Here is a 13,511-nt window from a genome sequence, read left to right as displayed (position 1 = left end):
CGTGCCTGAGCCGCCCGGTCAGCGTGAGGGCGTCGTTCAGGCCGCCGCCGTCTTGAAGGTCTTCGCCGACACGATGCGCCGTATCTTGCGCAGGACCCGGCGCGGGAAGGAGTTGGCGGCGGCCTCGCGGTAGCCCTCGACGGAGCGTGCCTCGCGGGGCGCGGCGAGGTAGATCTCGTCCGGGATGCCCGCCTGCTTCGACCGGAAGTGCGGGTAGGCGAAGTAGACGCGGGTGCCGCGCTTCTCCAGGACCGCCTCGGGCTGCTTCTTGGCCTTGACGAACTCGACGACGTCCAGCAGCAGATCGGTCCGCTGCCGGGCGACCAGGTGCAGCCGCAGTCGCTCGTGGACCTTCAGCCGCCGGGCCACTCCGGGCGTCCAGTAGGCCTCCATCAGCGGCTCGGCCAGCTCCAGCTTGTGCCGGCGGACCTCCTCGCTGTCCTTGAGGAACCGCGGCCCGAACTGCGGCAGCAGGGTGATGACGAAGGGCCGCACCATGAGCAGGTCGCGCTTGTCGCCGGCCGGCACCATGTCGGCGATCAGCTTCATCAGCGCCCGCGCGGAGTCGAAGCGCAGGGGGTAGCTGCCGCTCTTGGTGACGTGCTTGCCGTCCTCGCGGCCGACCAGGTAGTAGCAGGGGTAGTCGGCGATCACGGACACGCCGTTCGCGCGCAGGTACGCCTCCATGGTGAACAGGGCGTCCTCGCCGGTGAACAGCGACTCGTCGAACCGCATGCCGTGCCGGTCCAGCAGATCGCGGCGGAACAGCTTCTGCGCGCTCAGCGTGAACTTGATGTTGGAGGAGAAGACGTCGGTACGGCCGAGGGTCTTGCCCCACATGGACTTGGGCGGGGTGCGGTTGACGCCCTCGACCTTGCCGAGGACGACGTCCGTGCCGTTCTCGTCGGCCATGGCGACCATGCGCTCGAGGGCCTCGGGGCCGAGCCGGTCGTCGGCGTCGAGGAAGAAGACGTAGCGCCCGGCCGCCTTGGCGAGGCCGACGTTGCGGGGGCCGCTGGGGCCCCCGGAGTTCTCCTGATGGATGACGGTGACGGGCATGGGTGCGCGGGCGGCGAACTCCTCCAGGTACTCCCCGGTGCCGTCCGTCGAGCCGTCGTCGACCGCGATGACCTCCAGGCGTGCCGGGCCGATGGTCTGTGCCTCGACCGACGCCAGGCACTCGACCAGGTACGGCATCGCTTCGTACGCCCCGATGATCACGCTGACATCAGGCTGCGTCACGGCGGTCACACTTCCCCCTTGCTTACCATCAACGGAACATTTCCCCCGTAGTGCCACAATGGCAACCTGTTAGACGAACTCCCACGGGATGCGGTTGCCCTCCGCGGGGTGATCAGTGGCGCACGTCACACAGGTTCGGGATATCCACCCGACAGTACGTAGGGTCGGTAAGAGGTGCTCACCGGTGCCTCACAGTCGGGTAAGACCGGCGGGTAAGAAACCTGAACCAGGGGGTGCTCCCCCAACGACGAGGGCCGGCCCTCCGGGATCGCTCCCGGGGGCCGGCCCGTGCGTGGCAGGCGCGGCGGTGGGCTCAGCCCGCGTTGACGCCGTCCTGGTCGCCCGCGGACGCGGTCCGCTGGCCCGGCACCGCGTTGGTCAGCTCGGCGGTCTCGGCGGGGTCCGCGTTGGCGGCGCCCACCCGGGACTGCTGGCCCACATTGCGGGCCTCGGCCTTGAGGGCGAGGTCGGCCACCGCCTTGTTGAACTGGACGATGGACGCCGGCTCGTCCGGGCCCAGCAGATAGCGCTTGAGCTCCTTGCGGGCGTCCGCCAGCGGGTCGGCGGCCGGGTCGCGCACGGCGTCCAGCAGACCGCCCAGCTCGCGCGCGTCGTTGGACAGGATCACCGCGGCGCGCACGGCCGTGTTCTGCCGCTTGAACTCCTCGTGCCCGATCTCGCCGGAGTCGGTGACCGCGTACGGCTTGCCGCTCGCGATGAAGTCGGAGACCACGGAGGAGATGTCGGAGACCATCGCGTCGGAGACGTTGAAGCAGTCGTACAGGCGCGGCTCGGCGCCCGTGATGACGCGGTGCTCGTACGTCGGGAAGGAGCGCCAGTAGGCGTCGTTCCACTCGGCGCGCAGCCGGGCGATCTCCTGGTGCCGGGCCACGTCGACGACACCGTCCCGGGTGGCCTCGGCCTCGTCGCCCTTGTCCCCGCCGACGCCGGCCAGCTCGGCCAGCCGTGCCTCGATCCGGGCCAGCTCGGCCTTGGCCTGGGCCATCGCCTTGGCGTCGGCGGTGAAGCGGGAGTCGGCGGCGCGCTCGGCGGCGGCCTTCTCGACCAGCGCGGTGATCCGCCGGTGCGCGGCGCCGGCCTCCTTGCTGACGGTGCCGGTGAACGGGTGCGGCTTGTACAGGACGCGGACCGGCGGATCGGCCTTGACCAGCTTCTTCACGATCTTCTCGCCGGCCAGCACGATCGAGGTGTTGCCGGGGTTGCCGTCCCAGCCCTCCCAGGTGGGTGCGTAGAGAACCGTAGGGCAGCGTCCATCAGCGGCTCCGCCGCGGGGGCTGTCCGGCACGCCCTGCCAGGTCTGGATGGCCGCGAGCTGCGGGCGGCCGACCTCGACGATGTCCTCGTCGCGGACGCCGACGTCGGCGATGGCGTAGCGGTCGCGGCCGGCCCGCCCGGCGGTCCACACCTCGTCGTAGACCTTGCTGTACGGGTTGACGCTGGCGAGCTTGTCGCTGTCGCCGTGGCCGATGAAGACGTGCTTCATGGTGGGCACGCGCAGCAGGTGGATGTTCTTGCCGACGTTCGCGGCGTACAGGGCCACCCGCACGGTCGACAGGTCCAGGTTCATCAGGTGCACCCCTCCGGGCACGCAGATGACGGGGACCGTGGTCGGCGCCAGGTTGTTCAGGATGGCCCGCTCGCGCAGGATGATCAGCGGCCGGGTGTCCAGCTGCTCCATCGTCTCCAGCCACATGTTGACCTGGTAGGCGGAGTCCTTGGAGCCGGAGAAGTACAGCACCGTCTCGGGCTTGTAGGAGGCCAGCCAGTCGTCGACGGCGGCGAGGACGACCTCGGCCTTCGGCGGGATCTTCCGGCCGCGCACGTACGGCACGAGCGCCAGGACGTACAGGACGCCGAGGCCGACGGTGAGGCCGACGCCGACGAAGCCCGGGGTGGTCGGCGAGTCCTGCCCGGCGGAGAGCAGGATGCCCACCATCGCGAACAGGTCGAGGTGCAGCATCTTCTCCGCGCTGCGGTGCAGCAGCCCGCGCGGCGGGGCGTCCGGGATGCGGATGCGCGACTTCAGGTCGATGTTGCGGGTGGCGACCGGCATCCGGCGGCGGTTGCGGATGAGGGTGACCAGCGCGCCGTGCGGGGCCTGCAGGCCGTAGAAGGCGATGAAGCAGGCGACGGCGCCGTAGAAGATCAGGTCGTCCGCGTGCGACAGGCGGGCCAGCAGCAGGATCAGCAGCAGCTGCCGGATCAGGAAGCGGATCGACAGACCCGCCCGGATCTTGCTGAGGCGGTTGATCAGGTAGCTGCCCTTGCGGTGCAGATAGTGGTCCGCCAGGTACGTCACGGCGGCCAGGACCGCGAAGAGGGGAGCGCTCGGGACGAGCGCGGCCAGCATGAGCGCCGGGAAGCCCAGGATCATGAGGGCCGCCGCGGTCAGCTCTGCCGCGCTGCCCACCCGGGCGACGCGAATAGCGGTGGATATCACGGAGAAACCTGCTCTGGGAGGGGAGTGCCGGTTTTGTTCATTAATGCCGGAGGAGTGCCGGTAATTCGGAAGATGTACGGATTCAGGCCTCTGCTAACGCCCGGTGAATGAGCGACGGCAGAGGCCTGAAATTCCTGAAAGCTATTGACGAATTATTACATGCCGTCCTGGCGGTCCAGAACAGTGGCCAGAGCCTGCTCGAAGCCGGAGGCCGTGGCCGCGCCCGCCGTCGGGTCCTGCTGACGGACGTCGATGACATGCCCCGTCAGCTCCGACAGCAGCACGTCGAGCGACGTACGGGCCACGGCCTCGGAGGACAGCAGCGTGCCCGCGGGCTCCTGGCCGAAGGCCTTGGTGCGCATCGGGGTGGCGGTGCGCTCGGGGTTGACGCAGTTGACGCGGATGCCGTCGCCGGCCCACTCGTCGGACAGCGCCTGAGTGAGGTTCACCATGGCGGCCTTGGTGGAGGAGTACAGGGAGTACTCGGCGCGGCCGCGGGTGTAGCTGCTGGAGGTGTAGAGCAGCAGCTGGCCCTTGGTCTCGGCGAGGTACTTGTAACTCGAGCGCGCGATCTGCACCGGGGCCAGGTAGTTGACCTTCAGCGCCTCCTCGATGGTGGCGTTGTCGGTCTCGGCGAGCTTGCCGATGCGCAGCACGCCCGCGGTGTTGACGACGTAGTCGATCCGGCCGGTCTCCGCGTACGCCTTGGACAGCGCGTCGTCGACCTCCTCCGGGTTCTCCACGTGGGTGCCGGTGGTGGAGCGGCCCAGCGCGTAGACGTGCGCGCCGTAGGACTCGGCGAGTTCGGCGATGTCCTTGCCGATGCCGTAGGAACCGCCGAAGATGACGACCGTCTTGCCCGTCAGCAGCTCGCGGTAGGCCTCCTCGCCCTTCTGCTCGGGGGCCGCGGTGGAGGCGAGCTGGAACAGCTTGTCGGCGATGAAGACGTCGACCGGCTGGGTCACCTTCATGTTGTACTCGTCGCCCGCGACGACGTGGATCGGCACGTCCGGCAGGTACTTGAGCACGACGGAGCAGTCGTCGGTGGCCTGGAAGTTGGGGTCGCCGGCGGCGACCTCGTAGGCGCGGCGGATCGTGGACAGCTTGAAGGCCTGCGGGGTCTGGCCGCGGCGCAGCCGGGAGCGGTCCGGGATCTCGGTGATGAACTCGCCGTCCTGGCCGTGCGTGCGCGTGACGATGATGGTGTCCGCGGAGGGGATGGCGACGTCCACGGCCTGGTAGCGCTCCAGCGCGGCCACGCAGTCGTCGATGACGCGCCGCGAGAGCAGGGGGCGTACGGCGTCGTGGAAGAGGACGTTGAGGTCCTCGCCCTCGGCAAGTCCCTCGCCCAGCGCGGAGATGGCGCGCTCGGTGGTCTCGTTCCGCGTGGAGCCGCCCTCGATGACCTTCTTCACCTTGGTGAAGCCGGCCTTGGCGACGATCTTCTCCACGTCCGGGACATAGCCCGGCGCCATCAGCACGATGACGTCGTCGATCGAGTCGGCCTTCTCGAAGGTGGTCAGGGTGTGCTCGATGACTGCCTTGCCGGCGATCTTCAGCAGCTGCTTGGGGATCGACAGACCCACCCGCTGACCGGTGCCACCGGCCAGGATCACTGCGGTGGTTCGGGGCTTGGCTATGTGCTGGGACACAGATGACCTACCTTGGGGCGTCAGGGAACCGTGAAATGCTCCCACTTTAGGTAAGCGCAGTGCAAGGTGAGCGACATCCCATGCATAGGTGAGCGCAACCTGTCATTCACCTTGTACCCCGGGTGATTGGACCCAGGCTCCGCGAACTGCCCGTGAATTTGCTGTGAGTAAGTCCACAGGTCCGTGTCCACAGGTCCGTCGCCGGTCCCGCACTCCGCGTCCGGGACACGATCTTCACGGCCCCGAACGCGGGACGGCACGGGTTCTTCATACAGAGCACGACGCCGCCGCGCACGAGACGGTAATACGGCTCACCGGAGCGCCCATTGCCGCGGAATTGACATCAAGATTCCGCAGCATTTAGGTCTCGGCGAGAGTAAGAGACCGGTTAGCCGGGGCGGAGAACGCGGTGCTGTTCCAGTACGCCGGGGCCGGTGTGATCAGCGGGGGAAGGCGGTGCCGAGGCCCGCGCGGGAGGCGGTCGTACCGAGGGTGCCCGCGGTGACCGGATAGGAGCCCTGGGCGGTCGTACGGCCCGGGAACACCCAGAACCCGCCGGCGCCGGAGTTCTCCCCCGGCGCGCCGGCCACCGGCTCGGCCCTGCCGTCGCCGTCCACCAGGTACACGGCGGCCCCGAAAGCGTCCCCCGACTCCGCGGCCCCCGGCACGCCCGCGCCGTCCTGGCCGAACACCCTCGTCCCGGCGCCGGTCGCCCCCGCCCGGCCGCCGGGTACGAGGGCGAAGGTGCCGGCGTTGTCCGGGGTTCGCGCGTCGTTCGGGCGGCGCTCACGCGGGCCGCTGTCCGGCGGCGGCAGGCGCGGCCGGTCGGGCCAGGGGCTGGGCTGCGGGGTCACTCTGGAGCGCGCGGTGTTCGACCGGTGTCCACTCCGACCGCCCGCGCGACGGCGGAGCCTGGGAGCGGCGCCCCCCAAGCAGCGCCCCCAGGCGACCCCAAGCTGCCCCCGCGACCCCCGAGCTGCCCCCGGCACCGCCCAGTCGATCCGCAGGCGGCCACCAGGCACCCCCAGGCTGCCACCGCAGTGGACCGAGCCCTACTCGAGCCGCCGCAGTGGACCGAGCCCCTACTCGAACGGGTCGAACTCGTCGTACTCCCGCAGGGCCTCGTCGCGCTCGGCCTGCTTGTCCCGGCGGCGCTGGGCCGCGGGCCTCGGCGCGTCGAAGCGGTGGTCCTCGCCGCGGCGGCCGAGCATCTCCGCGCCGGCCATGACCGTCGGCTCCCAGTCGAAGACGACCGCGTTCTCCTCGGGGCCGATGGCGACGCCGTCACCGGTCCGGGCGCCCGCCTTCATCAACTCCTCTTCCACACCGAGGCGGCCCAGACGGTCGGCGAGGTAGCCCACGGCCTCGTCGTTGTTGAAGTCGGTCTGGCGCACCCAGCGCTCCGGCTTCTCGCCGCGCACCCGGAACAGCGGCTCGCCGCCGATCTCCTCGCGGGTGACGGTGAAGCCCGCGTCGTCGACGGCCTTGGGCCGGATGACGATCCGGGTCGCCTCCTCCTTCGGCTTCGCGGCGCGCGCCTTGGCGACCAGTTCACCGAGCGCGAAGGACAGCTCCCTCAGGCCGATGTGGGCGACCGCCGACACCTCGAAGACGCGGTAGCCGCGAGCCTCGAGGTCGGGGCGCACCATCTCGGCGAGGTCCTTGCCGTCGGGCACGTCGACCTTGTTGAGGACCACGATCCGGGGCCGGTTGTCGAGGCCGCCGTACTGCCGCAGCTCTTCCTCGATGACGTCGAGGTCGGAGACCGGGTCGCGCTCGGACTCCAGGGTCGCGGTGTCGAGGACGTGCACCAGCACGCTGCACCGCTCCACGTGCCGCAGGAACTCCAGGCCCAGGCCCTTGCCCTGGCTGGCGCCGGGGATGAGGCCGGGCACGTCGGCGATGGTGTAGACGGTCGAACCGGCGGTGACGACACCGAGGTTCGGCACCAGCGTGGTGAAGGGGTAGTCGGCGATCTTCGGCTTGGCCGCGCTGAGCACGGAGATCAGCGAGGACTTGCCGGCGCTCGGGTAGCCGACCAGCGCCACGTCGGCGACGGTCTTCAGCTCCAGCACGATCTCCTGCACGTCGCCCGGCTCGCCGAGCAGCGCGAAACCGGGCGCCTTGCGGCGGGCGGAGGCCAGCGCCGCGTTGCCGAGGCCGCCGCGGCCGCCCTGTGCGGCGATGTACGAGGTGCCGTGGCCGACGAGGTCGGCGAGCACGTTGCCCGCCCTGTCCAGCACGACCGTGCCGTCCGGCACCGGCAGGATGAGGTCCTGGCCGTCCTTGCCGGAGCGGTTGCCGCCCTCGCCGGGCTTGCCGTTGGTGGCCTTGCGGTGCGGGGAGTGGTGGTAGTCGAGCAGCGTCGTCACCGACTGGTCCACGGTGAGGATGACGTCGCCGCCACGGCCGCCGTTGCCGCCGTCCGGGCCGCCGAGCGGCTTGAACTTCTCACGGTGGACGGAGGCACAGCCGTGGCCTCCGTTACCCGCGGCGACATGCAGTTCGACGCGGTCCACGAAGGTGGTCATGGTTCAGTGCCTCCAGAAAAAGTACGGTTTGTCTTTGCTCAACACGCGAAAGGCGGACCCGCTTCCCTCAGGGGAAGTGAGGTCCGCCTCGCGAGGAAACCGTTCGGTCAGGCGACCGGAACGATGTTCACGACCTTGCGGCCGCGGTGGGTACCGAACTCCACCGCACCGGCCTGCAGGGCGAACAGCGTGTCGTCGCCGCCACGGCCGACACCGGCGCCGGGGTGGAAGTGGGTACCGCGCTGGCGGACCAGGATCTCACCCGCGCTCACGACCTGACCGCCGAAGCGCTTCACGCCGAGCCGCTGGGCGTTGGAGTCGCGACCGTTCCGGGTGGACGATGCGCCCTTCTTGTGTGCCATTTCTCCTCAGTCCCTTACTTCGCAGCCGTGGGGATCGACGTGACCTTGATCGCCGTGTACTGCTGGCGGTGGCCCTGCCGACGGCGGTAGCCGGTCTTGTTCTTGTAGCGCAGAATGTCGATCTTCTGGCCCTTGTGGTGGTCCACGACCTCGGCCTGGACCTTGATGCCGGCCAGCACCCACGGGTCGCTGGTCACGGAGTCGCCGTCGACAACGAGCAGGGTCGAGAGCTCGACCGTGTCGCCAACCTTGGCCGTGGAAATCTTGTCAACCTCAACGATGTCGCCGACAGCAACCTTGTGCTGGCGACCACCGCTGCGCACGATGGCGTACACGCGGATCTCACTTTCGCTCGAAGAAACGGCACCCCCGCAGGCCAGCCGCCCAGAAACACGCGGACGACCTCTCCCGGCCAAGCGTGCCCGGGAGGAAGAGGTTTACGGGGATGTGGCGTGTTCAGTGGACACGCCGACGGTCAAGGTTACGGGGCCATGACCTGGGGGGTCAAACCGGGCCCCGCCGGGTGTGGGGCCGGTCACCCGGACCGGCCCCACACCCCGTGTGTCAGCCCTCGTCGGAGGGGTCCGAGGCGGCGGGGGCCGCACTGGTCTTCTTCGCGGCCTTCTTGGCCGTGGCCTTCTTCGCCGTGGTCTTGGCCGCCGTCTTCTTCGCCGCGGTCTTCTTCGCCGTGGTCTTCTTGGCGGCGGCCTTCTTCGCCGTGGCCTTCTTCGCGGTCTTGCGGGCCGCCTTCCTGGCCGGCGCCGTCGCCTCGGCCACCTCCTCGGCCGTGACCTCGCCGGCGGGCGCCTCGGACGCCTCCGCGGCGGGCGACGGGACGACCACGACTGCCGCCTCCTCCGGCGCGGTCGGCGCGGTGGCCTTGCGCACGGCACGGCGGCGCGGGCGGGCCGGGGCCGCGCTCTCGGCGGACGCCGGGGCCTCAGCGGGCGCCGCAGCCTCGGCGGGCGCCTCCTCGGCAGCCGGGGCCGACGGTGCGGGAGCCTCGGGGGCGACCGTCACCACGGCCGGCTCGGCCCCCGCCGGGGAACCGGCCGGCGCCGACGCCTTCCGGGTCGCACGACGGCGCGTACGGCCCTGGGGGGCGGCCTCCTCGGCGGGCTCGGCCTCGGGCGCCGGGACCACCTGGTCCTCGACGGCCACGGGCTCGGCCAGGGCCTCGGCGGCGGGCTCCGGCCGCACCGGGCGCGCCGCCGCCTCCTGGGCGGTGACCTCCTGCGCGGTCGGCGCCTCGGCGGTAACGGCGGCCTCGGGCTTCGGGGCCCGCTCGGCCTGCTCCCGGCGGGCCTCCGCCTTCGGCGCGCCCGCCGGAGCCTGGGCCCGGCGGCTCGCCCGGCGGCGCGTACGGCCACGGGTGGCCGCCGCCTCCGCCTCGGCGACGCTGCTGTACAGCTCCTCGTCCGGCGCGAAGTCGGGAGCCGGGAGGGCCACCGGCTCGGCGGCCTCCGCGGCCACCTCGGCGGCGGTCTCCACCTCGGGCTCGACGGCCTCACCGGTCTCCACGGCCACCGCGGCGGTCTCGTGCACGTGCTCGGTCGCGTCGGCGCCGCGCCCGCGCTTCTTGCGCTTGCCGCCACCGCCGTTCGCGGACGGCTGCTCCAGGTGCACGATGACACCGCGGCCGTTGCAGTGGACGCAGGTCTCGGAGAAGGACTCCAGCAGGCCCTGGCCGACCCGCTTGCGGGTCATCTGCACCAGGCCCAGCGAGGTCACCTCGGCCACCTGGTGCTTCGTACGGTCGCGGCCCAGGCACTCCAGCAGGCGGCGCAGCACCAGGTCGCGGTTGGACTCCAGGACCATGTCGATGAAGTCGATCACGATGATGCCGCCGAGGTCGCGCAGCCGGAGCTGGCGCACGATCTCCTCGGCCGCCTCCAGGTTGTTCCTGGTGACCGTCTCCTCCAGGTTGCCGCCCTGGCCGGTGAACTTGCCGGTGTTGACGTCGATGACGACCATCGCCTCGGTCCGGTCGATCACCAGCGAACCGCCGCTGGGCAGCCAGACCTTGCGGTCCAGGGCCTTGGCGAGCTGCTCGTCGATCCGGTAGGTGGCGAAGACGTCGACCTCGGAGGTCCACTTCTGCAGCCGGCCCGCGAGGTCCGGGGCCACGTGCGAGACGTATCCGTGGATGGTCTCCCAGGCCTCGTCGCCGCTGACGATGACCTTGGAGAAGTCCTCGTTGAAGATGTCGCGCACGACCCGGACGGTCATGTCCGGCTCGCCGTACAGCAGCGTCGGGGCGTTGCCGTTCTTCGACTTCTTCTGGATTTCCTCCCACTGCGCCTGCAGCCGCTCGACGTCCCGGCGCAGCTCGTCCTCGCTCGCGCCCTCGGCGGCGGTGCGCACGATCACGCCCGCGTCCTCGGGGACGATCTTCTTGAGGATGGCCTTCAGCCGCGCCCGCTCGGTGTCGGGCAGCTTGCGGCTGATGCCGGTCATCGAGCCCTCGGGGACGTACACGAGGTAACGGCCCGGGAGGGAGACCTGGCTGGTCAGACGGGCGCCCTTGTGCCCGATCGGGTCCTTGGTGACCTGCACGAGCACCGACTGCCCGGACTTCAGGGCGGACTCGATGCGGCGCGGGCCGCCCGACATGCCGAGGGCCTCGAAGTTGACCTCACCGGCGTACAGGACGGCGTTGCGGCCCTTGCCGATGTCGATGAAGGCCGCCTCCATGGACGGCAGCACGTTCTGGACCTTGCCCAGGTAGACGTTGCCGACGTACGAGACCGCCTGCTCCTTGTTGACGTAGTGCTCGACGAGCACGCCGTCCTCCAGGACGCCGATCTGCGTGCGCTCGCCGTGCTGGCGCACGACCATCACGCGCTCGACGGCCTCGCGACGGGCCAGGAACTCGGCCTCGGTGATGATCGGAACGCGGCGGCGCCCCTGCTCACGGCCTTCCCGGCGGCGCTGCTTCTTGGCCTCCAGACGGGTCGAGCCCTTGATGGACTGGACCTCGTCCGACGGCTCGGCGGGCTTGCGCGGCTCGCGCACCTTGACGACGGTGCGCTCGGGGTCGCCCTCGTCGGGCTCGGCGTCGACGGAGGTGTCCCCGGCGCGACGGCGACGGCGACGGCGCCGACGGCTGCCGGCGGTCGAGGGGCCGGCCTCCTCGCGGGCCTCCTCGACGTCCTCTTCCTCCTGCTCGGCGGTGTCCTCGGCGTCCTGCGCGGCCTGCTCGGCGGCCAGTTCCTCGGCCTCCGGCTCCGCACCGTCGCCCTCGCCCTCGCCGCCGTCCCCACGACGGCGACGGCGGCCGCCGCGACGGCGACGGCGGCGCGAACCAGACTCCTCGAAGCCCTCGGCGCCCTCCGTCTCCTCGGACTCTTCGCCCTCTTCGGCCTCGGCCTCGGCGGGCTCCTCCGGCTCCTCCGCCTCGACGGCGGCCTCGGGGGTCGGGGTCTCCTCGGCGGCGCCCCGGCGGCGACGGCGGCGGCGCGTACCGGTCTCGGCGCGCTCCTCGGCCGCGTACTCCTCGGGCTCCTCCTCTTCGACGGCCTCGGCGGCGGCCTGAGCGGCGGCGCGCTCCGGGGTCTGGAACCTGGGCTCGGTGAACACCGGCGGCTGGAAGACGGCGACGGCCGGGCGGGCGGGCCGGCGCGGGGCCCCGGGCTCGGGCTCGGCGGCCTCGCTCTCGGCGGCGGGCGCGGGGGTGGGCTGCGCCGGCTCGGCGAAGCCGAACGCCGGGCGCACGGCGCGACGGCGGGTGCGGCGCGGGGCGGCCTCCTCCTCGGGGGCCTGCGACGCGGGAGCCTGCGGCGCCTGGACGGCGGGGGCGGGCTCGGTGGTGTGCGTGGTGACGGGGGCCTCCGGGGTCTGGGTGCCGGCGCCGGTCTCCTCGGACTCGGCGGGCTCGGCGGTGTCGGCGGCGGGAGCACCGGCGGGCGCGGTCGCCCTGCGGGTGGCCCGGCGGCGGGTGCGGCGCGGGGCCGCCTCTTCGGCGGCCGGCGCCTGTACGGCTTCCGCGGTCTCGTCCGCTTCCTGGACGGCCCCGGCGACGGGAGCCTCCTCGGCGGCCTCGGCGCCCTTCGGGGCGCCGGCGGGCGCGGAGGCCCGTCGGGTGGCCCGGCGTCGCGCACGACCGGCGGCGGCCTCCTCACCGGCACCGCTCGCGTCGGCGGAAGCGGGCTCGGCGACGGCCGGGGCTTCCGCGGCGGCCGGGGCTGGCTGGACGGCTTCCTGGACAGCGGCGGGCTCGGCGGTCTTCGGCGCGCCGACGGGAGCCGACGCGCGGCGGGTCGCACGGCGGCGCGGGCGACCGGCGGAAGCGGCTTCCTCCGCGGCGGCGGGCTGCTCCGGCGCCTCGGGGGCAGCGGCAGCGGACGACTCGGTGGTGGCCGGGGCCACGGTCTCGGCGACCTCGGCGGAAGCCGGCGTCCCGGCGGGCGCGGACGCGCGGCGCGCGACCCGGCGGCGCGGGCGACCGGCGGAAGCGGCCTCCTCGGCGGCGGGCGTCTCCTCCCGGGCCTGCCCGGCCTCCTCGGCAGCGGACTCGGCAGCTGCGGCGACAGCCGTCTCACCGGTCTCTGCGGAAGCCGGCGTACCGGCGGGCGCGGACGCGCGGCGGGCGGCCCGACGGCGGGTACGAGCGGCAGGAGCGGCCTCTTCGGCCGGCGCCGGTGCCTCGGCGGGGGCCTCGTCGGGCTCCCCCGTCGCCGGAGCCTCGGCGGCACCGGACACCGCACCGGTCGGCGCCGCGACGCTGCGCGTGGCACGGCGGCGGGTGCGGCGCGGGGCGGCCTCCTCGCCGACGACGACCTCGCCGCCCTCGGGCACGGCAGCGGGCTTCTCGGTCTCGGCGGCGGGCGCGGCCGGTACGACGGTCTCGGCGACCTCGGCGGAAGCCGGTGAACCGGTGGGCGCGGACGCGCGACGGGCGGCCCGGCGCCGCGGACGACCGGCAACGGCCTCCTCGCCGGTGGGCGCCTGGGCGGCTGCCGCCGTCTCAGTGCTCTCAGGGATCTCGGTGGTCTCGTCAGCCGCATTGGCCTCCACGACCTCTTCGGTCTCCTGGGCCTCGTCGGCGTTCTCGGTCTCGACGGCCCCGACGGCCGCCGGGACCTCCTCCGGGTCCGCCGCCGGTATGGCCGGCACGGTCACCTCGGCGGGTGCCTCCGCGCTGCTCGGCGGGCCCGCCGGGCGGGAAGCGGCACGGCGACGCCTGCGCGGGGGCAGGGTGTCGCTGGGTGTGTTCAGTTCGGAACCCTTGATGGGTTCGGTCGGCTCGAGCATGCGGGCGTTT

General features: G+C 72.2%; 8 protein-coding genes. All 8 read right to left on the bottom strand.

Going from position 1 to position 13,511, the window contains the following annotated elements:
- Nucleotides 1-36: 36 nt before the first annotated feature.
- The gene (locus tag AB0950_RS03990) at nt 37-1,251 is read right to left on the bottom strand and encodes a glycosyltransferase (protein ID WP_360570843.1); all 1,215 of its coding nucleotides are present in this window, start codon (nt 1,249-1,251) and stop codon (nt 37-39) included.
- 304 nt (nt 1,252-1,555) lie between these two features.
- Nucleotides 1,556-3,673, bottom strand: coding sequence for a hypothetical protein (locus AB0950_RS03985; RefSeq protein WP_366777920.1), 2,118 nt, complete (start codon nt 3,671-3,673; stop codon nt 1,556-1,558).
- A gap of 185 nt (nt 3,674-3,858) precedes the next feature.
- A complete protein-coding gene (locus AB0950_RS03980) occupies nt 3,859-5,355 on the bottom strand; it encodes a bifunctional cytidylyltransferase/SDR family oxidoreductase (RefSeq protein ID WP_360144529.1) in 1,497 nt (498 codons plus the stop codon).
- Between the two features lie 440 nt (nt 5,356-5,795).
- Nucleotides 5,796-6,209, bottom strand: a complete 414-nt coding sequence (locus AB0950_RS03975; protein ID WP_366777745.1) for a hypothetical protein — start codon at nt 6,207-6,209, stop codon at nt 5,796-5,798.
- Nucleotides 6,210-6,437: 228 nt separating this feature from the next.
- Nucleotides 6,438-7,886 (bottom strand): GTPase ObgE, encoded by a 1,449-nt coding sequence (gene obgE / locus AB0950_RS03970; RefSeq protein WP_360144532.1) that lies wholly within the window; start codon nt 7,884-7,886, stop codon nt 6,438-6,440.
- A 107-nt stretch (nt 7,887-7,993) separates the two neighbouring features.
- Complete coding sequence (rpmA, locus tag AB0950_RS03965; RefSeq protein ID WP_030605064.1) at nt 7,994-8,248, bottom strand: 50S ribosomal protein L27; 255 nt, start codon at nt 8,246-8,248, stop codon at nt 7,994-7,996.
- A gap of 14 nt (nt 8,249-8,262) precedes the next feature.
- The gene (gene rplU / locus AB0950_RS03960) at nt 8,263-8,583 is read right to left on the bottom strand and encodes a 50S ribosomal protein L21 (protein ID WP_028422127.1); all 321 of its coding nucleotides are present in this window, start codon (nt 8,581-8,583) and stop codon (nt 8,263-8,265) included.
- A 229-nt stretch (nt 8,584-8,812) separates the two neighbouring features.
- Nucleotides 8,813-13,501: an Rne/Rng family ribonuclease gene (locus AB0950_RS03955; protein ID WP_366777744.1), complete on the bottom strand. Its 4,689-nt coding sequence runs from the start codon at nt 13,499-13,501 to the stop codon at nt 8,813-8,815.
- Nucleotides 13,502-13,511: the final 10 nt, after the last annotated feature.

This window comes from Streptomyces sp. NPDC007189 (assembly GCF_040703635.1).
Lineage (GTDB): Bacteria > Actinomycetota > Actinomycetes > Streptomycetales > Streptomycetaceae > Streptomyces.
This window is presented reverse-complemented; position numbering and strand designations above follow the sequence as displayed.